The organism is Flavobacterium soyangense (assembly GCF_015277675.1).
Lineage (GTDB): Bacteria > Bacteroidota > Bacteroidia > Flavobacteriales > Flavobacteriaceae > Flavobacterium > Flavobacterium soyangense.
The window spans coordinates 1-25,492 of record NZ_JADHEC010000015.1 but is presented as its reverse complement, the minus strand read 5'-3'; the positions used below and the strand labels follow the sequence as shown (position 1 = coordinate 25,492).

The 25,492-nt window shown below is 33.2% G+C and carries 17 protein-coding genes; 6 read left to right on the top strand and 11 right to left on the bottom strand.

Annotated elements, in window-relative coordinates; translation table 11 throughout:
- Positions 1 to 14 precede the first annotated feature (14 nt).
- Together IR213_RS08220 and IR213_RS08215 are read right to left on the bottom strand one after the other, a co-directional pair.
- A complete protein-coding gene (locus IR213_RS08220; RefSeq protein WP_194311829.1) occupies positions 15 to 2,339 on the bottom strand; it encodes an ATP-dependent helicase in 2,325 nt (774 codons plus the stop codon).
- 58 nt (positions 2,340 to 2,397) lie between these two features.
- Positions 2,398 to 3,165: a sulfite exporter TauE/SafE family protein gene (locus IR213_RS08215; RefSeq protein ID WP_194311828.1), complete on the bottom strand. Its 768-nt coding sequence runs from the start codon at positions 3,163 to 3,165 to the stop codon at positions 2,398 to 2,400.
- A 100-nt stretch (positions 3,166 to 3,265) separates the two neighbouring features.
- Here IR213_RS08215 and IR213_RS08210 point away from each other — a divergent pair, with 100 nt between their 5' ends.
- On the top strand, positions 3,266 to 3,787 hold the full coding sequence (locus tag IR213_RS08210) for a DUF7935 family protein (protein ID WP_194311827.1): 522 nt from the start codon (positions 3,266 to 3,268) through the stop codon (positions 3,785 to 3,787).
- Here IR213_RS08210 and IR213_RS08205 read toward each other — a convergent pair.
- Genes IR213_RS08205 through IR213_RS08180 form a run of 6 tightly spaced genes read right to left on the bottom strand, consistent with a single transcriptional unit; the run spans position 3,779 to position 11,096 of the window.
- Positions 3,779 to 4,684 (bottom strand): patatin-like phospholipase family protein, encoded by a 906-nt coding sequence (locus tag IR213_RS08205; protein ID WP_194311826.1) that lies wholly within the window; start codon positions 4,682 to 4,684, stop codon positions 3,779 to 3,781. The two genes, IR213_RS08210 and IR213_RS08205, sit on opposite strands and share 9 nt — an antisense overlap.
- A gap of 7 nt (positions 4,685 to 4,691) precedes the next feature.
- Positions 4,692 to 6,758 carry a M1 family metallopeptidase gene (locus IR213_RS08200; RefSeq protein ID WP_194311825.1) on the bottom strand — a complete coding sequence of 689 codons (2,067 nt, stop codon included), beginning with the start codon at positions 6,756 to 6,758 and terminating at the stop codon, positions 4,692 to 4,694.
- A 1-nt stretch (position 6,759) separates the two neighbouring features.
- Positions 6,760 to 7,383, bottom strand: coding sequence for a transposase (locus IR213_RS08195; RefSeq protein WP_194311824.1), 624 nt, complete (start codon positions 7,381 to 7,383; stop codon positions 6,760 to 6,762).
- Between the two features lie 24 nt (positions 7,384 to 7,407).
- Positions 7,408 to 7,953 (bottom strand): DUF1697 domain-containing protein, encoded by a 546-nt coding sequence (locus tag IR213_RS08190; protein ID WP_194311823.1) that lies wholly within the window; start codon positions 7,951 to 7,953, stop codon positions 7,408 to 7,410.
- Between the two features lies 1 nt (position 7,954).
- Positions 7,955 to 8,893: an HNH endonuclease gene (locus tag IR213_RS08185; RefSeq protein ID WP_194311822.1), complete on the bottom strand. Its 939-nt coding sequence runs from the start codon at positions 8,891 to 8,893 to the stop codon at positions 7,955 to 7,957.
- Positions 8,886 to 11,096 (bottom strand): hypothetical protein, encoded by a 2,211-nt coding sequence (locus tag IR213_RS08180; RefSeq protein ID WP_194311821.1) that lies wholly within the window; start codon positions 11,094 to 11,096, stop codon positions 8,886 to 8,888. Before IR213_RS08180 ends, IR213_RS08185 begins: the two co-directional genes overlap by 8 nt.
- Positions 11,097 to 11,351: 255 nt before the next feature.
- Here IR213_RS08180 and recG point away from each other — a divergent pair, with 255 nt between their 5' ends.
- From recG to pheT, 5 genes are all read left to right on the top strand, one after another.
- Positions 11,352 to 13,460 carry an ATP-dependent DNA helicase RecG gene (gene recG, locus IR213_RS08175; RefSeq protein WP_194311820.1) on the top strand — a complete coding sequence of 703 codons (2,109 nt, stop codon included), beginning with the start codon at positions 11,352 to 11,354 and terminating at the stop codon, positions 13,458 to 13,460.
- Positions 13,461 to 13,728: 268 nt separating this feature from the next.
- The gene (locus IR213_RS08170; protein WP_194311819.1) at positions 13,729 to 14,790 is read left to right on the top strand and encodes an efflux RND transporter periplasmic adaptor subunit; all 1,062 of its coding nucleotides are present in this window, start codon (positions 13,729 to 13,731) and stop codon (positions 14,788 to 14,790) included.
- Positions 14,791 to 14,885: 95 nt separating this feature from the next.
- The gene (locus IR213_RS08165) at positions 14,886 to 17,984 is read left to right on the top strand and encodes an efflux RND transporter permease subunit (RefSeq protein ID WP_194311818.1); all 3,099 of its coding nucleotides are present in this window, start codon (positions 14,886 to 14,888) and stop codon (positions 17,982 to 17,984) included.
- Positions 17,985 to 18,068: 84 nt separating this feature from the next.
- Positions 18,069 to 19,382 carry a TolC family protein gene (locus IR213_RS08160; protein WP_194311817.1) on the top strand — a complete coding sequence of 438 codons (1,314 nt, stop codon included), beginning with the start codon at positions 18,069 to 18,071 and terminating at the stop codon, positions 19,380 to 19,382.
- A gap of 127 nt (positions 19,383 to 19,509) precedes the next feature.
- Positions 19,510 to 21,930: a phenylalanine--tRNA ligase subunit beta gene (gene pheT / locus IR213_RS08155; protein ID WP_194311816.1), complete on the top strand. Its 2,421-nt coding sequence runs from the start codon at positions 19,510 to 19,512 to the stop codon at positions 21,928 to 21,930.
- Between the two features lie 97 nt (positions 21,931 to 22,027).
- Here the strand turns inward: pheT and IR213_RS08150 are convergent, their stop codons facing one another.
- The 3 genes from IR213_RS08150 to IR213_RS08140 form a co-directional block, all read right to left on the bottom strand.
- Entirely contained in the window at positions 22,028 to 22,585 is a 558-nt protein-coding gene (locus IR213_RS08150) for a fasciclin domain-containing protein (protein WP_194311815.1), read from the bottom strand.
- A 172-nt stretch (positions 22,586 to 22,757) separates the two neighbouring features.
- Positions 22,758 to 24,539, bottom strand: a complete 1,782-nt coding sequence (gene rpsA, locus IR213_RS08145; RefSeq protein WP_194311814.1) for a 30S ribosomal protein S1 — start codon at positions 24,537 to 24,539, stop codon at positions 22,758 to 22,760.
- Between the two features lie 557 nt (positions 24,540 to 25,096).
- Positions 25,097 to 25,324 carry a hypothetical protein gene (locus IR213_RS08140; RefSeq protein WP_194311813.1) on the bottom strand — a complete coding sequence of 76 codons (228 nt, stop codon included), beginning with the start codon at positions 25,322 to 25,324 and terminating at the stop codon, positions 25,097 to 25,099.
- Between the last annotated feature and the right edge of the window lie 168 nt (positions 25,325 to 25,492).

Below are 25,492 nucleotides of genomic sequence, written 5' to 3'. Positions count from 1 at the left end.
CTTGAAATATTTTCTTACCCAATCACATCCAATTTTGCAAAACGCAACAACAACTTCTTGATTCCACCTACTTCAAATTTGATTTCTGCTTTTTTGTCTGCTCCAGAACCTTCAAGATTTAGGACTTCTCCTTTGCCAAAACGCTCGTGCATCACGATATTTCCTGCTACCAGTTTGTTGTCAAATAAATTGACACTTCCCGAAGAATTAGTATTGGAAACTGGTTTCAATTTTCTAACGAAAGATGTTGGTCCTTCACCCTGTTTTTTTGGAGGCGTTCCATTTTCGGGTTTAGCCAATCGCAATTTTGATTTATCGATATCACCAAAAATATCACTGTCAATCAAAGGTTTATAACGGTAATTATTTTCCTCTGCTGTCAGATATTCAAGATATTGTCCGTCGATTTCTTCAATAAAACGAGAAGGCTCACTATCGGTCAGTTTTCCCCAGCGGTATCGTGATTGGGCATAGGTCAAATACGCCTGATGTTCCGCTCTTGTGAGCGCTACGTAAAACAAACGGCGCTCTTCCTCCAATTCACTTCGGGTACTCATAGACATAGCACTTGGAAACAAATCTTCTTCCATTCCCACCACAAAAACGTATGGAAATTCCAATCCTTTGGCTAAATGTATTGTCATCAAAGCCACACGATCTTCATCGCTGGTATCTTTGTCCAAATCTGTAGCCAATGCCACGTCTTCCATAAATTCAGATAAAGCCCCACGAGCACCGTCAATTTCTCTTTGACCTTCGGTAAAATCCTTGATCCCGTTTAATAATTCCTCGATATTCTGGATTTTTGCCATTCCTTCCGGTGTCGCATCTTTCTTTAATTCTTGTACCAATCCCGTTTTTTTGGCCACGTGATCCGTGATAAAAAAAGCATCTTGATTTTCGTTGATTACCTGAAAACTCTGGATCATCGTCACAAAATCCTGAAGTTTTTGTTTCGTTCCCGAGTTTAATTTCAAGTCAATCTTATCAATATTCTGCATCACTTCAAAAATGGAACGCTTGTAATGATTGGCCGCAACAGTCAGTTTTTCGACCGTTGTATCCCCAATTCCACGTGCAGGATAATTGATAACCCGAATCAATGCTTCTTCGTCTTTTGGATTGATAACCAGTCGCAAATAGCACAAAACATCCTTAATTTCTTTTCTTTGGTAAAAAGACAAACCTCCATAAATTCGGTATGGAATATCGCGTTTTCGGAGCGCATCTTCCATTGCACGGGATTGTGCATTAGTACGGTATAAAATAGCAAATTGACCATTTTTCATTTGGTGCTGCATCTTTTGTTCGAAAATTGTGCTGGCAACAAAACGTCCTTCTTCGGCATCGGTCATACTGCGATGCACTTTTATTTTGGCTCCGTCCGTATTGGCAGTCCAAACAATTTTGTCGAGTTTGGTCTTGTTTTTTTCGATGATCGAATTGGCGGCTTCCACAATGTTTTTTGTCGAACGGTAATTCTGTTCCAATCTAAAGGTTTTCACGCCTTCATAATCCTTCTGGAAATTCAGGATATTATTGATATTGGCACCACGAAACGCATAAATACTTTGAGCATCATCACCAACGACGCATATATTTTGAAATTTATCCGACAAAGCCCGAACAATCAAATACTGGGAATGATTGGTATCTTGGTACTCATCAACAAGTATATATCGAAAACGGTTTTGGTATTTGGACAAAACTTCCGGAAAACGTGTCAGCAATTCATTGGTTTTCAATAATAAATCATCAAAATCCATGGCACCCGCTTTGAAACATCGATCTACATAATTTTGGTAAATTTCGCCCAAACGAGGCTTTTTACTCATCGCATCTTGCTCTTGTAATTCGGTATTATTAAAATAGGCTTTTACGGTTATTAAACTGTTTTTATAAGAGGAAATTCGGCTTAAAACTTGTTTGGGTTTGTAAACATCTCTATCCAATTGCATTTCCTTGATTACTGCCGAAATCAATCGGACAGAATCTTGAGTGTCATAAATCGTGAAATTAGATGGATAACCTAATTTATCTGCTTCGGAACGAAGGATTCTGGCAAAAACCGAGTGAAAAGTTCCCATCCAAAGATTCTTGGTCTCATTGGAACCTACAATATCGGAGATACGCTTTTTCATTTCGCGCGCTGCTTTATTAGTAAAAGTCAAAGCCAAAATACTAAAAGCATCCACTCCCAAACTCATCAAATAAGCAATCCGAATCGTCAATACACGTGTTTTTCCCGAACCGGCACCGGCAATAATAATCATTGGCCCGTCTTTTTGGAGAACGGGTTCACGTTGGGCTTCGTTAAGTTGGTCGATGTATTTGCGCATAAAAATTTTCTGTTGAATGCAAAAATAAGGATTTAAGAATTAAAAAAAGAGTGGTTTTCTATTTATAAAACACATCATACCCAAACCGAATTAGGGTTCCAATAACGACAACCAAAAAGAAAATCCGGATGAACTTATTCCCTTTATTTATGGCTAATTTTGCACCAAGCCAACCTCCAAATGCATTGCAACAAGCCATAGGAATTGCGATTGCCCAAATGATTTTACCCCTTAACATAAACAAGCAAATCGAACCAAAATTAGTTGCCAGATTAACCATTTTCGCATTGGCTGAAGCGTGCAAAAAATCAAATCCCATCAAGGCGATAAATGCCAAAACCAGGAAACTTCCCGTGCCAGGGCCAATAAATCCGTCATAAAACCCAACAACAAAACTGATTAGAACGGCATATAAAATTTGGGTTCTGGCAGAATGTGCTTTTACAATATGCTGCCCAAAATTTTTCTGGGCATAAGTGTATATGACCAAAAACGAAAGTACAACCAGCAATAAAGGTTTCATAAAATCATTGCTCACATAAGTCAACAAAGTGGAACCCAAAAATGCGGAAGGAAATGCCAGAACCATCATAATAACCAGTAACTTCCAGTTCATATCCACTTTTTTAAGGTATTGATAAGCGGCAAATGAAGTTCCGCTAAAAGCAGGCACTTTCAATGATCCTATAACTGTGGAAACGGGAAGATTGGGCAGCATAATCAATCCAACCGGAGTTTGAATAAGTCCTCCTCCTCCAACGATGGCATCAATAAATCCCGCAACAAAAGCAGCAAGGCAAAGTATAATTATTATGTAGGATTCCATTTTTAATAAAATTTTACCAAATGTAATCTATAAGTTTATTCGTTTATTCGTTAATTTGTCTTTGGTTAAAAAAAAATTAAATAGAAACAGAAAATTACAAATGGATTCAACACGAATAATAGAATTAATAAGCTATACTTTACCAACAATTATTATGGCATTTGTGGCTTATAGTTTCTTTGATCTTTATACAAAAAATGAAAATGCAAAAAGAAAATATTTATTGCAGAAAGATACCAAACCAGATACTTTAACCTTGCGCTTACAGGCTTATGAGCGAATGACCTTGTTTTTAGAACGTATTAATCCAAGTCAATTATTGGTGAGAATCACACCCATTTCAGATGATAAAAATGACTATCAAAACTTTGTGATTGCGCAAATTGAACAAGAATATGAACACAATTTAGCACAACAAATTTATGTTTCTGAGGAATGCTGGTCAACAATCACAACTGCCAAAAATGCAACGATACAAATGATTCTTTTGGCAACAAAAAATGAAAAAATTAATGATGCGAATCAATTGCGTGAAGTGATTTTAAGAGATTTATTAGAAAAACCATCTCCAAGTAGCGCTGCATTGTCTTTCATAAAGAATGAAGTGAATCAATTATGGTAGTTTATTATCACTCATAATTTCGCTCTTGTTTTGCGCATATTCATACCCTTGTTTCCACCACTTTTTCATCTTTTTCTTATTGAAAATGAGTGCATTATTCGTCAATTTCGTTGGAGTATAGTATAAATTTAGCTTGACCTTATTGTTGCTTGCGATTAGTTTGCCAATTGCAATATTGTTTTTTTCAACTTGGTCAAGCGTGACTCGGAATAAATCAATCAACAATGAAAATGGATTTTTTCCAATGGCAGTTCTGGAAATTGAAGTCTCGGTTTCCAAAATAATAACGTCAATTTCTGTGGCTCCACGATGAATCGCTTCCTGAATGGGAACTAAACTCGAGAACCCACCATCTCCATATTCACAATCATTTTTTGAAACTATACTCATAAATGGAATATAATTTCCTGAAATCCAAGTCCATTCGCAAAATTCTGAGTGAGTACAATCCTTAATAGATTTATATTCCGCTTCATTTTTTGAAATATTGGTTACGGTAACCACAACGTCCGTTTCCAAAGCTTTTAAAGCATTAAAATCAGAAATAGGAAAACTTGATTTAATCAATTTTAATAAATTTTTACTTTCTCCAAAAGTTCTTTTCCCTCTTATAAACTGCCAAATCACACTGAAATGGTTGATTGTTACAATGTCAATTCCTTCTTTATTCTTAATAATAAATGGATTAATATCGAATATTTTATCCATATCAACATTGGTATAAATGTTATGAATTTTTGCAATATGTCCCAAAGCCAAGTGCGGTATAAGTAAACTTCCGGTTGATGTACCAAGAAATAAATCATATTTATTTTCTTTGTTTTCCAACAAATATTGGGCTACACCGCCTGCAAATGCTCCTTTACTTCCTCCTCCCGAAATTACTAATGCTCTCATAGAATTACTATTTCTCTTTTAACAATCGGTTCAATTGTAATTGTTCTCTTTCGTCTAAATCCGGTAAAATCCTTTCGAAAGAAACTCTCATTTCCTGATTCTTTAACAAAGTTCGGATATTTTCTCTTCCAAATTTAGAAAATTGCCACATATGATGCGTTGTTGCGTTAACTAAATTTTTCAAAACCGTATCATTAATTAAATGAAAGGCAATCAATTTCTCTAAAGCATTTTGTCTGGTGATTGCTTCGAAATTCGGTGAAGAATAATCAATCAATTCATTGGTTAAAACTTCATTTTTTACTGGATAATCTAACGTTGACAACGCCAGCGATAACCACAAAGTCCTTAAATTATAATCGTTAAAACCAATCCAATTTTTTGATTTATCTAAATATTGAATGCGATGTTCCGGAAAATTATTCCACAAATTATACAAGGCTATTTCCTGTGTTTGATACGATTTATCATTTAGTAAACTTTCATATTCTATTCTGAACTCTTCAGGAATTGATGTCAAAATAGCAGCGACCGCTTGACGAATTTGTAAATTATGGGTTTCCAAAGCAAGAAATAGCAACTGTTTTTTATCCTCAAATTTTTCGTTTTTTAATTGGTAAACAATGGCTTCTTTTACTGAAAAATACACATCCGATTGCATCGTTTTCGTAAAGAATTCCTCTTTCTCGGACAAAGATTTATTTCGAAGTTTTTCAATTTTAATAAGCAAATAGGCTATTTTATTTTTTGAAAGTAAATCATTGGCAATTTGACTGTTAAAATTCGAATTTTCAAGCCATACTTTACTAAAATCATCCAAATCATAATTAGAAAACTTCTTGATTTCATCTAAGAAATCCCGAGTATTTACGCTTTGAAAAGAATGTTTTTTCAAATAACTTCGCACTGATTTTTTAAAGGCTTTGTCACCAATTCCTTCATGCAAAACGTATAACGCCCAAGCTCCTTTTTGGTAGAAACTCAACGAACTTGCATTGGCATTCAGGACAGGAATTGAATCTGTTTTAAACGCTTGTTTAAGTTGTTGCGCATATTCATATAATTTGGAATAAAAATAATCTTCACCATAAATTTCTTTCTCAGCCAGCAAAGCATAATAAGTGGCAAAACCTTCCTGAAGCCAATGGTGTTTGCCACTTTCGGCAGTAACCATGTCTCCAAACCATTGATGTGCTAATTCGTGTGCATTTACATTGGTATAATTTCGATCTTCAAAACCCGTTGAATCAACAATATACCGACTAGAAAATAGGGTCGCCGAAGTGTTTTCCATTCCGGCATACAAAAAATCACGAACCGGAATTTGCCTGTATATTTCCCAAGGATACTTCACTCCTATTTCTTTTTCCAGAAAGTCGAAAATTTTTCTAGAATAGCGAAAAGTAGGTTCAAATTGGGATGAAGTTGAAGGCTCATAGTACATTTCCAAAGGTATTCCAGATTTTGAAACCTCAATTTTCTTATCGAATTTCCCAATGGCAAGCATCAATAAATAGGAACTCATTGGTTTTTGCATTCTATACTCCCAATAAAAAGTATTGTTGTTTTTGTATTTTTCTTGCAAAATTCCGTTCGAAATAACCTGATAATTGGCATCGAAAGTAACTCCTAATTTAAAAATCATTTTTTCATTCACATCGTCAAAACTCGGAAACCAATTGCTGGTATATTTACCTTGCCCTTGTGTCCAAATTTGTAAATTATTTGTGAATTCAGAACCAACAAAATATAAAGTTTGTTTTGGAATCGCTTTATATTTAAAACTTAGAGTGTTTTTGCCTTTTTGGAAAGGATAAATCAATAAAATTTGTTTCCCATTGGTCGTAAATTCTATTTTCTTTTCGTTCATTTCCACCTCGGAAAAAATCATATTCTGAGCGTCAATTTTAAGGGTGTCAATGGGTTTCAAAACCGTAAACCAATACCGAACCGATCCCGAAACAGATTTTTCAACTGGATTAATAGTCAATTGACCATAAACCGATTTAAAATCGACAGATTTAGTTTGTTGTGCAAAAACGATTGTGGAAATTAAAAGGAAAAGGTATTTCATTCTAATCAATATTTATAGAATCCGTATTCCAATTCTTGGGATTGTTTTTTATGTAATAATAAATTGTATCCAATGAATTATAGTTTCGGACAATATGATCGTGATAATTCGTTTGCCAAACAGATTCGCCATCATTATTTTCTATCAATAAATTAATTTGTTTTGTTGTAACCGATTTAAATACTGCAACAAATGACGAAATAGAATTGGGTTTTCGGGATATTTTTTTTGGGTTTAATTGGGGTTCGTGTTCGTACCCGCGTTCGGATTCCCATTCGCGTTGGGATTTGCATTGATGTAGAGACGCACTGCAGTGCGTCTCTACATCGTGCGTCTTTACATTGGATGATGAATCAATTTTAATTTCAATCAACAAATGAATATGATTGGGCATAATAACCCAATTATGAAAAAACCAACGCCCCCGAATTCCAATTGATTTTAACAATTCTTTTTCAATGATCTTTCCATTTTCAATCAAAACCATTTTATCGTCATCAATAACACCAAAAATACATTCTCTATTTCGAGAAACCATCGTGATAAAATAGATAGCTTCACTGGAATAATCCCAGTTTTTCAATCGGTTTGATTCGGTTTTGTATTTGTTTTTGAATAAGTACATGAAAATGAATTATAATTATTTTTGTTATCTTTCATCAAATAGTTGTAACAATTGCGTCACTGTATTCCAATTCCGTATAGTTGCCGTTACGTTAAGTTTTTTCTCGATATATTTCTGGTCAAATCTTGTTTTTCCGGCTCCAACAGCATATTTAATGTAAATTTTATTTTCATCAATACTAGCTTCATCAGGTTTAAATTGACTGATTTTTAAATCATTGATATTATCGCTTCGCAAAATCGTAGAAACAAAAGCCACATATAATTTTTTAATGTCCAATACTACTTCTTTCAAAAAAGGGTTGTTCTTTAAACAGGCTTCTAAATCCGCTTTACCAATAACAACTACTGGAACTTCGTGACCAAAAGCCTTGAAAATTTCCTGCTTGATTTTAAAACCAACGGCAGCAGCATTCTCTTCCTCAGTGTCCACAAAAACATTTCCAGATTGTATATAAGTTTGCACATTTTCGAAACCAATAGCCTCTAATGTAGTTTTCAAAGCTTCCATTTTTATCATATTATGTCCAGAAACATTGATGCCACGAAGAAGTACGAGATGAGTTGTCATTTTATTTTATGTTTTTTAATTCTTCAATTATATCGTGCTTAAATTTACTGAATGGTCTTTTATGATAATCTTCTTCTTTGATTTCTATGCCAAAAATCATACGGTAAATTTCTTCTTTTGACATAATCCCTTTGAATGTTTTATTTATCAAGACATCAATGTAATTCTCTGAATACTTATATCTTAAGTCTAATAAGTCTTTCAATTCTTTGTTAGAATTTGCACTGTAGATTTCTTTGGTTTTATTAAATTCTAATGTATTTTCAGTTTTTATATTGTTAGTCTTTTTTAATTCAACACCAAAATTATTTATAGATATATAAGAATAACTGAATTTAAATTTACTGCATTCTAAATATGGATGATTCAAATTATCTAAAGCATTTTTCCACCAATCTTTAATTTCATTTTGATTGGCTTTTGGCTCTTTTAATAATTGTCTTATTAAAACATCTCCGTTTCCTTTAATATGGTTACAAGAATGACAACTTGGAATTAAATTATAAAAAGACATCGCCAAAATAGGAAATTTTTCTTTAGGATACCAATGGTCAAGTTCTGCTCTTGCATTATTTCCTCCAAAATATAATGTGTAATTTCTATTACAATACACACAAGTATCAATTTTTAAATGGTTTAAAAATTCTTTATTCGGAAAATTATCATAGCACGTTTTTAGAAAAAAACTCTTTATCAATGTTAATTGATGTTTAGAAAAATTTTTATTTTCGAACTCTTGATGTATTTCAAGCAGTCGATTAGGCATTGCATTAATTAATTCATCTTTGTACTTTGTAAGAAAAATCAAAAATGTTTTACAAATATTTTTTTGCTTTTTATCTCTTAAAATATAACCTTTTGATACTAAATCTTCAAAATACTTACTTGCCTTTTTACGATGAAACTCAATAGCATTCGAGGAGGGATTTATCTTAATCATTTCTTTCTTTTATAATCCCTAATTCTATTGCTCTTTTTCTTACATCTTCTTTTTCTTTTTCTAAATCATATTGCTCAGGAAAGATATCAAAATACATTTCTAATAATTTATATTTGAGTAAAGGTTCATCGATTATTTCGATAATCATTTTCGCTTCTTCTTTATTTAAAATTTTACTTTCTTCATTATTTAACCATTTGATTACTTGCTTTATCTTTTCTCTTGCAAAATCTCCAATTAATGCTTTATCACCATTTCCAAAGAAAAAACTATCAGCTAATAAATCTGTAATATTTGCTCCGAAGGAATTTTGAGGTCTCTTATTCCCAAACAAACAATTTCCTTTATCTAAATACATAATATTTTGATTAGGAATATCCGAAAGAATAAATGGAGAATGAGTGACAAAAACAATATTCATATAAATATTCATATGATCAATTCTTTGTAAACTTTTTAATAAATCATTTATAAATGATTTTTGCATTTCTGGATGAAAACATAATTCAATTTCATCAAACATTATATTTACATATCTATATTCATATTTACCCGAAATATTATCAGTATGATTTGAATTTATGTTCATTATATGGTACAAAATAGAGCTAATACTGAATATTTTTTGTTTTTCTCCTGAACTCAAAAAACTAAATTTTCCCATATTATTTTCAAAATCGATATCAATTTCAAAAAAAGAAGGTGGAATAAAATTTATTAAATTGAAGTTCTTCGGAATAAAAAACCATTCTTTATCATTAGAATCTTTTATTGGTTTTAAATACTTTTTTTGCAGATTTTGTAAATTTTCAAAAATTTCTTTGGATAATGATTCAATTGGAATTATAACTTCTTCCTCGTAATTTCTTGTCTTTAAAAAACTCTTATAATCATATTTCAAAAAGTTAATTGCTTGTCGTAATTTAAAAGTAATGTGAGAGTCTTCATTTTTTAATAATTCAAGAAACTCTCTTACCAATAATTTACTTTCAAAATCAAATTTACTTTCTTTACTTCTGAATCTTTTCTTTTCTATTTCATAAACATTAGCTATTTTTTGTATTTTTCTAAAAACATATTCAATAGCATATTTTTCTGCAAGATTTAATTTCTCATCTCCATATTTTTTATCAAATTCATTTTTAGTAATATCGAGTTCATCAGAATGAATTTTAAAAACATTTAAAATATCTAATAAATATAACTCTTTATATTTCTCTAAATAGTCAAATTCAACCTCTCCTTTTTTATTTTTAAATTTATCAAGTTTCAATTTTAAAATTAAATCACTTGCAATCTTATTTTTTACTAAGCATCTAAAACTATCTTCTATTTTTTCATTCTCCCTTACGTAGGTCAAAATATTTGACAATAATCTTGATTTTGACAAATCTGTTTCAGTATTTACATCAATATTACCATCTATTCGCATTGGGTTTATTACAATCGGAGTTTGATAGGAATCGTTTTTATGAAAAATTTTGTTTATCCAATCACCAATTTCATTAGAGTTTAACCCATAAAGAGAATAGTTATTTACAATACTATAAAACAACCCCCAGTTTTGTTTTAGTGATTTAAATTCATCATTATTATTTTCATTTATAATACAATAAAATTGAATGTAATCGCCTTCTTCGTCCTTGTTAAGTTTATGGATTGTGGCAGTTGTCTTTTTTAGATTAATAACGTATATTTCACTTCCAATTGTAAAAAAGATTTGAACATTTATATTATTTTCAATTTCAATTATTTCTTTTTCATTATTCTTATTTTCTAAATAATATTTGTAATCATTTAATATTCTGATATTATTATTGACATCATCCATATTTGAAGATTTAACTATATCATTTAATTCTTCAAAATCAAATTCTATATTTTCTAGAATTTCATCAGCTTTAATAATTCCCTTAATAACAGAAAAATTATAAATAGCTACATAAAAAAGTTCTAAAATACTACTCTTTCCACTTCCATTTTTCCCAACAACGGCTGAAACATTTATATGGCATTTTTTATCATCCCAAAACAATTCTTCTGGCAAAGTTGATTTATATTTTAATTTGATTTCATTTTCATTTAGTGATTTTTCAAAAACAAAATCACTATAAAAAGTGTAAAACTCATTTTCTTTTAAAACTTTCAAGAATTTTGGATTACAACCTTCCAAAGGTCTAATAGCAATTAACTTAAAACTCATACCTAAATATTTTATCTTCCAAATATAACTATTTCTAAACGACAATATTTTCAATTTTGAAAAAGTTGATTATTATTTTAACAGCGTTTTTATTGTCAAATTATTTCAACAGCAAATTTATTGTCAAAAAAAATCAACAATTTCAAATTCCTATTTTCCAAACAAAAAACTATCTTCGCTTCATTAAATTAAGAATCCATTTTAATCAACGTTTTTGTTTTTGCAAATCCGTTTTATCCGTATCCCATAAACAATATGCAGCAAAACCTCCTAGAAACTCCCATCGAATACCTCAAAGGTGTTGGCCCTAACCGTGGCACTTTGCTTCGCAAGGAATTGGGAATTCACAAGTATGGCGATTTGCTTAATTTTTTTCCAAATAGATACATTGACAGAACGCGTTATTACAAGATTAACGAACTGCAAAATAACGTTGCTGAAGTTCAGATTATTGGTAAAATAATCAACGTTAAAACCGTTGAATTTGGTAAAAACCAGAAACGATTAGTTGCTACTTTTGTGGATGATACGGGACAAATGGAACTCGTTTGGTTTCAGGGTCACAAATGGATCCGGGAAAGTTTGAAATTGAATGAAATGTGTGTTATTTTCGGAAAATGTACTTCTTTTGGGAATACTTTCAATATGGCACATCCAGAAATCGAGTTGATGGCAGAACACGAACAAAGCCTTCGTTCAGCGATGCAGCCCGTATATCCTTCGACGGAAACCTTGGCTAATCGAGGAATTTCTAATCGAGTAATCAATAAAATGATGCAACAATTGTTCTTGGAAACCCAAGCCAAATTCTCCGAAACTATGCCGGACTATTTGACTGCGGAATTGAAACTGATTCCAAAAAACGCTGCCTTATTCAACATTCATTTCCCAAAAAGTGCCGAAGCATTGGCGAAAGCCCAATACCGATTGAAATTCGAGGAATTGTTTTATATCCAATTGCAATTAATCACAAAAAACCTAATTCGGAAACATAAAATAAAAGGGCATCCATTTACAAAAGTGGGCGATTATTTCAATGTCTTTTACCAAAAGCATCTGCCTTTCGAATTGACCAATGCACAAAAAAGAGTGATAAAGGAAATCAGAATCGATATGGGTAGCAATGCCCAAATGAACCGGCTACTACAAGGTGACGTGGGTTCCGGTAAAACAATTGTGGCATTGATGAGTATGCTCATAGCGCTGGGTAATGGTTTTCAATCCTGTTTGATGGCGCCAACGGAAATCTTGGCAAATCAGCATTTTAACGGTTTAACTGAATTATCCAAAGACCTGAATATCAACATAAAAATACTAACTGGCTCAACTAAAACTGCAGCCCGAAGAATTATTCACGAAGAACTCGAAAATGGCAGTTTACACATTCTGATTGGAACACACGCTTTATTGGAAGATAAGGTAAAGTTTCAAAATTTAGGTTTGGCCGTGATTGACGAACAGCATCGTTTTGGGGTAGAACAACGGTCGAAACTTTGGAAGAAAAACGAGATTCCGCCACATGTTTTGGTGATGACGGCCACTCCTATTCCGCGAACTTTGGCGATGAGTTTGTATGGCGATTTAGATATTTCGGTCATTGATGAATTACCTCCAGGACGAAAACCTATTCAAACCGTCCATCGTTTTGACAGCAATCGCCTGAAAGTTTGGAAATTTATTCGGGACGAAATTGCTTTGGGTCGTCAAATCTATATTGTCTATCCGTTGATAGAAGAGTCGAAAACTATGGATTTCAAAGATTTAATGGATGGTTACGAAAGTGTTTCTAGAGATTTTCCATTGCCTCAATATGCTATTTCCATCTTGCACGGAAAGATGAAACCAGCGGATAAAGATGCCGAAATGAAGCGATTTTCAGAAGGAAAAACCAATATTATGGTCGCAACAACCGTGATTGAAGTAGGTGTAAATATTCCCAATGCCAGCGTAATGATTATCGAAAGTGCCGAACGTTTTGGATTATCACAACTCCATCAGCTTCGTGGTCGCGTGGGTCGTGGAGCCGAACAAAGTTATTGTATCCTAATGACGAGCCATAAATTAAGTGCCGACAGCAAAACCCGAATGGAAACAATGGTGCAAACGAATGATGGTTTCGAAATTGCCGAAGTGGATCTCAAGCTCCGCGGCCCGGGAGATTTGATGGGAACGCAACAAAGTGGAGTTTTGAATCTCCAAATTGCTGATATTGTTCGCGATCGAGATATTCTGATATTGGCACGAAATTATGCCTTGAAAATTTTAAAAGATGATGCTCCAATGCAAAAACTTGAAAATGCCATTTTGAGAGCTACTTATATCGAATTGACCAAAAAGAAAAATATTTGGAATTATATTAGCTAAAACACTTAAGTTCAAATAATTAAATTTAAACAGTACACGGATGACACTGATTTACTTCGTAAAAACGAGGATTAAAACTGATTTTTTAAATTTAAAGTTAAACCATTTCCTTTTTTATAGTCTTACAAAAGGTTAGATTTTTTGAATATTAATATTTGCTTGTTAGTTGTTAAATAATTGGCAAAACTCCCTTTATTCCAAATTCTAAACCTTAATTTTGTGATTTTTCCTTAAATAGGAGAATTTTAATCTTATTTTTTACATAATTATGAAACTTAAACATGTTATTTATACCATACTAATAATCGGGTTTGGTGCTTTTATAGCTTACAGAATTATCTCAAACAAAAACAAAAACGACGATTCTAAAGACAAAGGTGGAAAAAACAAAACAATGACCGTGAGTGGAATCGTTGTTAAAACGCAAACTTTCGATAATAATCTTTCTCTTTCTGGTTCGATTGAAGCCAATGAACAAGTGGAGATTCGATCTGAAATTTCAGGTATTGTCGAAGGTATTTATTTTAAAGAAGGAAGCAATGTGACTAAAGGCCAATTGCTTTTTAAAGTAAATGATATTGAGTTAAGAGCACAATTGGCTCAAGCCAAGACAAAAGGAGGATTAGCTTCGGAAAACGAAAGAAGAGCTAAATTGTTACTAGAAAAAGAAGCCATAAGCCAAGAAGAATACGATGTTGCAAGAGCCGATTTAAAATTGGCGCAAGCCCAAATTCAATTGATTCAGGCACAAATTGCAAAGACTTCGGTAAAAGCGCCGTTTTCAGGAAAGATAGGATTACGTTCTATTTCGCCGGGATCTTACATCACTCCAAGCCTTTTAGTTGCCAAATTAGTCAACATCAGCAAATTAAAAATCACCTTTTCCATTCCTGAAAAATATGCAAATCAAGTGAAACCAAATTCCAATTTAAGTTTTACTGTTGCTGGATCAACCGAAAAATATACTGCCAAAATATACGCAATTGAGCCAGAAGTTCAAATTTCGACAAGAACATTGCAGGTTCGTGCCATTGCCGAAAATAAAGACGGAAAATTATTGCCAGGTACTTTTGCCAATGTTGAATTGCCTTTGGAAATCATTAAAGATGCTATTGTTATTCCATCAGAAGCCATCATTCCAGTTCAAAACGGAAAGAAAGTCCTAATTTCAAATAATGGTAAAGCCAAAGAAGTTATGGTTGAAACAGCCACTAGAACTGACGCTTCCATTTTAGTCCTTTCAGGTTTAAAAGCAGGAGACACGCTTTTGACAACTGGTGTAGTGTCTTTAAAAGAAGACGATGCCGTAAAAGTGAAAATAAAGTTATAAGTTATGAATTAAGAATTATAAGTTTAGGAGACTAAATCAATACAATAATTCGGAATCCATAATTTATAACTCATAATTTATAATTAGAAAAAAAAATGAGTTTATCCACCATAAGCATAAAAAGACCTGTATTAACCATTGTTTTAAACTTGACAATAGTTTTGTTTGGGATAATTGGATACAGTTTTCTGGGCGTTAGAGAATTTCCTTCAATAGATCCAGCCCAGATTTCGATTCGAACTAATTATTCAGGAGCTAATTCTGATATTATTGAATCTCAAATTACAGAACCCCTCGAAAAAGCAATCAATTCAATTGACGGGATTCGAAACGTAACTTCTTCGAGTACGCAGGGAAGCAGCAACATCACGGTCGAATTCAATTTGAATAAAAATCTGGAAGAAGCCGCAAATGATGTGCGTGATAAAGTCTCGCAAACCATAAGGATTTTGCCAAAAGATATTGATGCACCGCCAGTGGTTTCTAAGGCTGATGCCAATAGTGATGCTATTATTTCGATGACAATTCAAAGTGATTCCCGAAGTGAATTAGAACTAAGCGATTATGCTGAAAATGTAATTTCACAACGAATGGAAACAATCCCCGGAGTTAGTGGTGTTCAAATTTGGGGACAAAAAAAATACGCAATGCGTTTGTGGATAGATCCAGTAAAACTGGCTTCTTATGGTTGTACCGTATCCGAAGTTAGAGATGCATTAAATAAACAAAACGTAGAATTACCATCAGGAAAATTAACTGGGAGCAACACAGAATTGACAGTAAAAACAGTTGGAAACCTTTCAACTCCCGAAGAATTCAACAATATAATTATTCGCACTGATGGAGAAAAAATAGTACGTTTAAGCGATGTTGGATCTGCAGAGCTTGGTCCGGAAAATATTGAAACCAAAATGAGTCAATCCGGTTTGCCATTAGTTGGTATTGGTATTGTGCCAATGCCTGGAGCCAATTATCTTGATATTTCTAAGGAATTTTACAAAGAAGTAGAAATTTTAAAAAGGGATTTACCAAAAGATATTAAACTAAACATTGCAATTGATAATACACTATTTGTAAAAAAGTCAGTTCTTGAAGTGGCTGAAACATTAGGGATTTCATTAATTCTGGTGATTTTAATCATTTATTTATTCTTTAGAGATTGGGCAATCGCTATCCGTCCATTAATAGATATTCCCGTTTCATTGATTGCTACTTTCTTTATAATGTGGCTTTTTGGATTCTCGATAAATGTATTGACTTTACTGGCAGTTGTTCTGGCAACAGGATTAGTAGTCGACGATGGAATTGTGGTTACCGAAAATATTTTCAAAAAAGTAGAAGAAGGAATGTCCCCTATTGAAGCCGCAATTAAAGGTTCAAACGAAATTTTTTTTGCTGTAATATCCATTTCAATAACCTTGGCAGCTGTGTTTTTGCCAGTAATTTTTCTTGAAGGATTTGTGGGCAGATTGTTCCGGGAGTTTGGCGTCGTCATTGGAGCTGCTGTGTTAATTTCTGCCTTTGTTTCACTAACTTTAACACCTATGTTGAATGCCTATTTAATGAAAGGCGGCGAACAAAAAAAATCGAAATTTTATATAGCTACTGAACCTTATTTTCAAAAATTAAACAGTGTTTACGCAAGTGCTTTAGAGCGTTTTATGAAAAGGAAATGGTTAAGTTTTCCAATACTGTTTGTCTGTTTTGGATTAATTGTTTTATTTTTTAATTTAATCCAAAAAGAAACTGCTCCATATGATGATCGAAGTTCAATAATTATGAGTGTTACAACTGCCGAAGGTTCTTCATATGAATACACCGATCGATTTATGCGGGAAATTTCAAGATTAATTGATGATTCCATTCCGGAGAAAAAAGTAGCTTTAGTAATCACATCGCCAGGTTTTATTGCCTCAGCTTCAAACAGTGGAAGAGTTAGAATTGCATTAGTAGATCCTAGCGAAAGAAAAAGAACTCAAAAAGAAATTGCCGATAAATTAACAAAATGGACTAAGAAATATCCAGAAGCAAAAACTTCAGTGACAGAACAACCCACGATTTCAGTAAATAAACGTGGAGGCTTGCCAATTCAGTATATTATTCAGGCACCAAACTTTGAAAAACTACAGGAAAAAATTCCGCTATTTATGGACGAAGCGGCAAAAAATGAAACTTTTTCCACAACTGATGTCAATCTGAAATTCAACAAACCCGAAATCAATGTGACCATCGATCGCGAGAAAGCTGAAAGTTTAGGAATTTCTGTAATTGATATTGCTCAAACGCTGCAACTTTCGCTAAGTGGGCAACGTTTTGGCTATTTTATGCGAAACGGAAAACAATATCAAGTCATTGGACAATTTGACCAAAAAGATCGTTCGAAACCGTTAGACTTAACTTCAATGTTTGTCAAAAACAACAAAGGAGAACTCATTCAAATGGATAATGTCGTGACTATTGAAGAAAAAAGTAATCCCCCTCAATTGTTTCATAATAACAGGTATATGTCGGCAACGGTTTTCGCAGGACTTGCTCCGGGCAAAAGTATTAGCGATGGAATTGATGCAATGAATGAAATAAAAGCAAAAGTGCTGGACGATAGTTTTACTACCGATTTAGGTGGAGAATCCCGAGATTTTGTCGAAAGTAGTTCCAATACTTCGTTTGCTTTTGGACTGGCTTTATTGTTGATATTTTTAATATTGGCGGCTCAATTCGAAAGTTTTATTGATCCTTTCATTATTATTCTAACGGTGCCAATGGCGGTTGCCGGAGCTTTATTTTCACTATGGTTGTTTGACCAAACCTGGAATATTTTCAGCCAAATTGGTACCATAATGCTGATTGGTTTGGTAACTAAAAACGGAATTCTTATCGTGGAATTTGCCAATCAATTACAGGAACAGGGAAAACCAAAATTAGAAGCTATATTAGAAGCATCTGAAGCGCGACTTAGACCTATTTTGATGACAAGTTTAGCTATTTCATTAGGTGCTTTACCAATTGCTTTGTCACTTGGAGCAGCATCAACAAGCAGAATGGGAATGGGAGTTGTCATCGTTGGCGGTACTATTTTCTCTTTGGTTTTAACCTTATTTGTAATTCCTGCTCTCTATTTATTATGGTCAAAAGCAAGAAAACATTATCCGGAATTTGACCATATCGAAGAATATGAAACCAGCATAAAAAAATAGTTTTTTCCAATTAATAAAAAACTGGTTCCTGAAGTCCTTAGGCAAATAAATAATTTAACCTGAAGAAAAAGAAAGTAAATAATTATGAAAAATCTTAAAATCCTACTTCAAAGTGTAGTTTTATTCTTCTTTTGCATTCTAAAAATGAATGCTCAAGAAGTCCTAACCATCGAAGATGCCGTAAAAATAACATTGGAAAATAATTATGAAATCAAAATAGCATCAAACAATTTAAATATTGATAAAGCCAATGTAACCACCGGAAATGCTGGAATGTTACCGAAAGTTACCGCGACTGTAGTGGACAATAATGGTATTCAAAACCTTTCGCAAACACGTGCAGACGGAACAGTAAATTCACTTAATAATGCCAAGAACAGTAATTTAAATTATGGAGCGGGTCTAGATTGGACCGTTTTTAATGGTTTTAAAATGTTTGCAAAATTAGATCAACTAAAAGAATTGCAAAAACTTGGTGAAACCCAATTAAAGCTGACCATCATAACGAAAATTAGCAACTTAAATGCAGTTTATTTTGAATTAGTTAACCAACAACAACAATTGGCAGCGTTAGATACAACCATCGAGATTTCAAATCAACGTTTAACTTTAGCAAAAAATCGTTTTACGATTGGCAAAGCTTCTAAATTAGAAGTTTTGAATGCGCAAGTTGACCTTAATACTGACAAAACAAATTTATTAAGACAAAAAGAATTGTACGCCAACACGAAAATCATTTTGAATCAGGTGATGGCTCGGGATGCAAAAATCGACTTCAAAGTGGTGGATGTAATCGAGGTGGATAAAAGTTTATTACTTCCGGAATTAACAGCATTGGCTGAAAAACAAAATCCAGAATTAGAAACCCAAATTATTAATCAAAGAATTTCTGAATTGCAATTGAAACAAATAAAAGGTGAGAGATACCCAACATTAAATTTGACTTCAGGTTATGTCTTCTCAGAAAATAAATCAGGACTTGGTTTTACGACACAATCGTCAGGGCAAGGGCTTAATTACGGCTTTCGCGCATCATTAAATTTGTTTGATGGATTTGCACAAAACCGTAACGAAAAAATTGCAAAAATAGAAATTGACAATGCAAAATTGGCAATTGATCAACAAAACCAAAAATTGAATTCACAAATAACAGCCTTCTATCAAACGTATTTAACCAATTTAGAATTGATTAATTTAGAATACGAAAACGAAGCTATTGCCAAGCAGAACATGGGAATTACGGTAGATAAATTCCGTATCGGAACCATAACTACATTGGAATTCAGAACGGCGCAATTGAATTATGTCAATGCCAAAGTGAACTACAGTAAAGCCCAATTCCAAGCTAAATTAACCGAGATTTTATTAAAAGAACTAGCAGGAAATTTAACTTTCTAAAAACCTTTTTTTTTGATAAAAATGGATTAAATAATCCCCAAAAGACTTTCAAGATTGTTCCTTTCTAACTTTGAAGCTCGAGAAACATTGATTATATTTGCATCTTTGAAAATTTACTATAAATACAATGAAAATATCTTACAACTGGTTAAAACAATTCATAAAAATAGACTGGAAATCCGAAGAAACAGCTGCTTTACTAACAGATTTAGGTCTCGAAGTAGAAATGGTAGAAAAATACCAATCCGTTAAAGGTGGATTAGAAGGTATTGTTGTAGGTCACGTTCTTACTTGTGTTCAACATCCTGATGCCGACCGTTTGAAAGTTACAACAGTAGATTTAGGCGATGGTATTCCTGTACAGATTGTTTGTGGCGCTGCCAATGTTGCTGCCGGTCAAAAAGTGCCTGTTGCCACAATTGGAACCACTTTATATGATAAAGAAGGTGTTTCTTTTCAAATTAAAAAAGGAAAAATTCGCGGTCAGGAAAGCCACGGAATGATTTGTGCCGAAGATGAATTAGGTCTTGGGGAAAGTCACGATGGCATCATGATACTTGATAATGCTATAAAAGCAGGAACAACAGCCGCAAGTGTTTTTAAAATTGAAAATGACGAAGTTTTCGAAATTGGACTAACTCCTAATCGAGCTGATGCAATGAGTCATCTTGGAACTGCACGTGATTTAAGGGCTGGTTTATCTCAAACTGGTGTTAATGTGGAATTTATTACTCCATCTGTGAGTAATTTTAGAGTGGATAAAAGAACCTTAAAGATTGATGTAAAAGTCGAGGAAACACTCTTAGTTCCAAGATATTGCGGGGTTACCATTTCTGGAATTACTATCAAACCTTCTCCTAGCTGGTTACAAAACAGATTGAAAGCCATTGGAATTAATCCAAAAAACAATATTGTAGATGTCACTAATTACGTATTGCACGAATTAGGACAACCACTTCACGCTTTTGATGCTTCAAAAATAAGTGGAAAGATAATTGTAAAAACACTTCCTTCGGGAACAAAATTCACTACGCTCGATGATGTAGAAAGAACTTTGCACGAAGAAGACTTAATGATTTGTGACGAGAATGGACCTTTATGTATTGCGGGAGTTTTTGGCGGAAAAAGTTCAGGTGTTTCAGAAAATACAACTGCTATTTTTCTTGAAAGTGCATATTTTAATCCTGTAAGTATTCGGAAAAGTGCCAAAAGACATCAATTAAACACGGATGCTTCGTTTCGATTTGAAAGAGGAATAGACCCAAGCATAACAGCTTACGCATTGAAGCGAGCTGCTTTATTAATACAAGAAGTTGCCGGTGGTGAAATAACTTCGGATATTGTTGATGTTTATCCAAAGAAAATTGAAGATTTTCCTGTGGTTTTAAATTTCAATAATGTAAAGAAAATTATTGGCCAAGAATTATCAAAAGAAATTATAAAAAACATATTAGCTTCATTGGAAATCAAAGTGAATAGCGTTTCTGATGCTGGATTAGGCTTGATAATTCCGGCTTACCGTGTTGATGTTCAAAGAGAAATTGATGTTATAGAAGAAATCCTTCGAGTTTATGGCTACAACAATATCAAATTTTCAGAAAAATTAAACGCCACAGTTTCTAATGCTCCAAGAACCGAAGATTATAAGGTTCAAAATATCATTGCAAACCAATTGAATTCTCAAGGATTCAATGAAATTATGGCAAATTCCTTGACCACTCCTTCTTATGTTCAATTAACCGAAAATTTAAAAGAAGAGTGTAATGTAATGATATTAAACCCATTGAGTAATGATTTGTCAGCAATGCGACAATCCTTATTATTCTCAGGATTAGAAGCAATATCGTATAACATCAATCGTAGAAATGCAGATTTGAAATTTTTTGAATTTGGGAAAACCTACCATAAACTTCATTCCGGTTATGAAGAAAATAAACATTTAACGATGTTTATTACTGGAAACAGAAATCAAGAAAGCTGGACAAATACACAAAAACCTTCAGATTTCTTTTTATTCAAAGGGTATGTAAACGGAGTTATTTCGAGACTAGGAATCCAAAAAATACAAAATCTTCCAATAGCTTCGGATATATTTTCAGAAGGAATTGCAATAGGCTTCGGAAATGATATCATTGTAGAATATGGCGTTGTGAAAAAATCAGTTTTAAAACATTTTGATATTAAGCAAGAAGTTTTGTTTGCCGATTTTAATTGGGCTTTGCTTTTGAAATTACTTTCCAATAAAATAAAATTCACCGAAATTCCTAAATATCCAGAAGTTCGCAGAGATTTGTCTTTGTTATTGGACGACAGTGTTTCTTTCGATGCAATATACAATCTAGCCCGACAAACCGAAAAATCATTGTTAAAAGACATCAATTTATTTGATGTTTACCAAGGCAAGAATCTTCCGGAAGGCAAAAAATCGTATGCAGTGAGTTTTACCATTCAGGACAACACAAAAACACTAACCGATGTTCAAATTGACAAAATTATGGGCAAGTTGCAAAAGAATTTTGAAACGGAATTGGGTGCCAGTTTGAGGTAACTTATTGAAAGTATAGAAGTTCATTTAAGTTTGAAAAAATAAAAAACTCCCAATTCTAAAATAGAATTGGGAGTCTTTTTTATAAAAAGAATTTTGTTTATGCTTTTGGCAAAAGTACTGCATTCACAACGTGAATTACTCCATTCGATTGATTCACATCGGCAATAGTGATTTCAGCCATTCCTCCTTTTTCATCAGTGATATACATTTTTTTGCCTTTCTTCCAAGCTGTTAATGTACCACCACTAACCGTTTTTATTGTTGCTTTTCCATTACCCATTTTTATGGCTTTGTTAATATCAGCAACACTCATTCTACCAGCTACTACATGATAGGTTAAAATTGTCTGCAACATTTTTTTGTTTTCTGGTTTTAGCAAAGTCTCCACTGTACCCATTGGTAATTTGTCGAAAGCTGCATTCGTTGGAGCAAAAACGGTAAATGGTCCTTTTCCTTGCAAGGTTTCGACTAAGCTTCCTGCTTTGACAGCTGCAACTAATGTGGTGTGATCTTTTGAGTTGACCGCATTTTCAATAATGTTTTTTGTTGGAAACATTTCCGCTCCACCTACAACAACTGATTTCTGTCCAAACGAGGCTGTCGTTCCAAATACTAATGCAAAAAATGCAACTGATAAAAATTTTCTAGTTTTCATAAATCTATTTATTAAAGTTAATTAATATCATTTACGGGATTAGATTCCTTTTGGATTTAAAAAAAACAGAAATAAAATATTTATTTTCATTAAGCAATAAAAATCAAGTGTTTACACCAAAAAAAAATCCCGATTGCTCGGGACTTTCTATATTCAAAATCAAGAAATCAGATTATTTCTTTTTTTCGTTTTTTTCCATTTTGGCTTTAAGACCAGCAAGAATATCATTTGCATCACCTAAAGTTGCAGCAGGTGCATTTGTAGATGAATTAGATGAAGTATTTTCAGTAACTGCTTTCACATTTTTCTCTTCTTCTTCACGGAAGATAGCTGTGTGAGAAGCAACAACTCTTTTAAATTCTTTGTTAAATTCGATTACTTTGAATTCAGCAGTTTCTCCTTTTTTCAATTTCTTACCGTCTTCTTTTTCAAGGTGACGTGTAGGAATGAAAGCAACGATGTCATCACCAAATTCTACAGTAGCTCCTTTGTCAACGATTTCAGAAATTTCACCTGTGTGGATAGTTCCCACTGCAAATGAATCTTCATATTGATCCCAAGGATTAGCAGTAGTTTGTTTATGACCTAAAGATAATTTACGTCCGTCAACATCTAATTCTAATACAACTACGTCCAGTTTTTCACCAACATTTACAAATTCAGATGGGTGTTTTATTTTCTTAGTCCAAGAAAGGTCAGAGATATAAATCAATCCGTCGATACCTTCTTCAAGTTCAACGAAAATTCCAAAGTTTGTAAAGTTTCTAACAATACCTGTATGTTTAGAACCTACTGGGTATTTAGCAGTGATATCAGTCCAAGGATCTTGCGACAATTGTTTGATACCTAATGACATTTTACGGTCATCTCTATCTAAAGTTAAGATTTGAGCTTCAACAACATCACCTACTTTTACGAAATCTTGAGCAGAACGTAAATGAGTAGACCATGACATTTCAGAAACGTGGATCAAACCTTCAACACCTTCAGCAACTTCGATAAATGCACCGTAATCAGCGATTACAACTACTTTACCTTTTACTTTATCACCAATTTTTAAGTTAGCATCTAAAGCATCCCAAGGGTGAGCGTTCAATTGTTTCAATCCTAATTGGATTCTTGTTTTCTCATCATCAAAATCAAGGATTACCACGTTAAGAACTTGATCTAATTCAAGAACTTCAGATGGGTGATTGATTCTAGACCAAGAAAGGTCAGTAATGTGGATTAATCCATCAACACCACCTAAATCAATAAAGACACCGTAAGAAGTAATGTTTTTAACAACACCTTCTAATACTTGACCTTTTTGTAATTTTCCGATGATTTCTTTTTTCTGTACTTCAATATCCGCTTCAATAAGCGCTTTGTGAGAAACAACAACGTTTTTGAATTCGTGGTTGATTTTTACCACTTTGAATTCCATCATTTTGTTTACATATACATCGTAATCTCTAATTGGTTTAACATCAATTTGAGAACCTGGTAAGAAAGCTTCGATTCCGAAAACGTCAACGATCATACCACCTTTAGTTCTGCATTTTACAAAACCATTAACGATTTCACCTGTTTCGTTAGCCGAAATAACTCTATCCCATGATTTGATAGTACGTGCTTTTCTGTGAGATAATACTAATTGACCTGTTTTATCCTCACGGATGTCAATCAATACTTCTACTTTGTCACCTACTTTTAAAGCTGGATTGTAACGGAATTCGTTTAATGAAATAACACCTTCCGATTTTGCGTTGATATCAACGATAACGTCTCTATCTGTAATTCTAACAACTACACCTTCAACTACTTCTTCTTGATCTGTAGCGATGAAAGTTTTTGAAACTAGTTCTTCGAATTCTTGTAAGTTTTTCTCATCTACTGCATCAATACCTTCTTCAAAGTTGTGCCAGTTAAAATTTGCTAAAAACTCTTCTTGTGATTTTAATTGTTCAGACATGCTGATTAAAAATTTGTATTCTGTATTTTCTCGAGTTTCATAACGTGCTAGAAAACAACAGAAGTTGTTTGTATAATTAGTTTATTCCTAAAGGAAACTCTTATTCACCAAAAGGACTGCAAAAGTAATTCTTTTTTATTTATCTGCAAAATATTTACGAGGAGATAATGGATTGATTCTTAGGAGCAAGACATTTTTGGTTTTTTTTGGAGCTCTGCTCCCGCTATCCGCTGCAATCTTTATGGCCGAACACCGGCCACAAAGGATTTCCACTACTATCGGGGCTAATTATTACGTTTTATTTTCATAATAACAAAAAAAAACAATGATATATATCCTCGTAAGCAGTACTTCTTTAAAAAACATAATAAATCCTTTTGATATGTAAGATTTTTATTTAAATTTGTAGAGTATAAATTAAAAATTATACGCATAAAAAAAGAAAAAAACTTGCGCATAACATACCCAAATGGAATAAAAAAGGTAATTTTATGCGCCTATAAGATAGTTAGCAGATATGGTACGTAGTGACCTAAACACCATATCCGCAATTAATTTTAATCTTCAAAAGTGGAAATAATTCTATCGAAAAAAGAATTTGAACTATCAAATGTTCGTGAATTACCTGCGCCTGATAAAAATGTTCCCATAGCGATACCTCCTTTTATGGGCTTTAGTTTTAAATAAGCCTCTTTTTTAGTTTTCACACCTTCACTTTTTAACCATTCTATAATTGGCTCTCTACTCCCAATCATTGCGTAACATTCTAATGCTCTTTTATCCATAATAAATATTAGATTTGACCTATACAATCGAGGTTTTTAAACCACATCTGCTAACAGCTAGGGGTTCGTTGCGGCTGCAAGCCGAACAATGAACCCCGTGTTGAACGGAACCGGAGTACCTGCCGTTAACACTATGCAGTTATCGTAAAAAAATTAGAGAGAATTTCA

Bases quoted from the DNA above. Each gene is read 5' to 3' on its own strand.
- IR213_RS08220 (WP_194311829.1), bottom strand. From the start codon at position 2,339: ATGCGCAAATACATCGACCAACTTAACGAAGCCCAACGTGAACCCGTT.
- IR213_RS08215 (WP_194311828.1), bottom strand. From the start codon at position 3,165: ATGGAATCCTACATAATAATTATACTTTGCCTTGCTGCTTTTGTTGCG.
- IR213_RS08210 (WP_194311827.1), top strand. From the start codon at position 3,266: ATGGATTCAACACGAATAATAGAATTAATAAGCTATACTTTACCAACA.
- IR213_RS08205 (WP_194311826.1), bottom strand. From the start codon at position 4,684: ATGAGAGCATTAGTAATTTCGGGAGGAGGAAGTAAAGGAGCATTTGCA.
- IR213_RS08200 (WP_194311825.1), bottom strand. From the start codon at position 6,758: ATGAAATACCTTTTCCTTTTAATTTCCACAATCGTTTTTGCACAACAA.
- IR213_RS08195 (WP_194311824.1), bottom strand. From the start codon at position 7,383: ATGTACTTATTCAAAAACAAATACAAAACCGAATCAAACCGATTGAAA.
- IR213_RS08190 (WP_194311823.1), bottom strand. From the start codon at position 7,953: ATGACAACTCATCTCGTACTTCTTCGTGGCATCAATGTTTCTGGACAT.
- IR213_RS08185 (WP_194311822.1), bottom strand. From the start codon at position 8,893: ATGATTAAGATAAATCCCTCCTCGAATGCTATTGAGTTTCATCGTAAA.
- IR213_RS08180 (WP_194311821.1), bottom strand. From the start codon at position 11,096: ATGAGTTTTAAGTTAATTGCTATTAGACCTTTGGAAGGTTGTAATCCA.
- recG (WP_194311820.1), top strand. From the start codon at position 11,352: ATGCAGCAAAACCTCCTAGAAACTCCCATCGAATACCTCAAAGGTGTT.
- IR213_RS08170 (WP_194311819.1), top strand. From the start codon at position 13,729: ATGAAACTTAAACATGTTATTTATACCATACTAATAATCGGGTTTGGT.
- IR213_RS08165 (WP_194311818.1), top strand. From the start codon at position 14,886: ATGAGTTTATCCACCATAAGCATAAAAAGACCTGTATTAACCATTGTT.
- IR213_RS08160 (WP_194311817.1), top strand. From the start codon at position 18,069: ATGAAAAATCTTAAAATCCTACTTCAAAGTGTAGTTTTATTCTTCTTT.
- pheT (WP_194311816.1), top strand. From the start codon at position 19,510: ATGAAAATATCTTACAACTGGTTAAAACAATTCATAAAAATAGACTGG.
- IR213_RS08150 (WP_194311815.1), bottom strand. From the start codon at position 22,585: ATGAAAACTAGAAAATTTTTATCAGTTGCATTTTTTGCATTAGTATTT.
- rpsA (WP_194311814.1), bottom strand. From the start codon at position 24,539: ATGTCTGAACAATTAAAATCACAAGAAGAGTTTTTAGCAAATTTTAAC.
- IR213_RS08140 (WP_194311813.1), bottom strand. From the start codon at position 25,324: ATGGATAAAAGAGCATTAGAATGTTACGCAATGATTGGGAGTAGAGAG.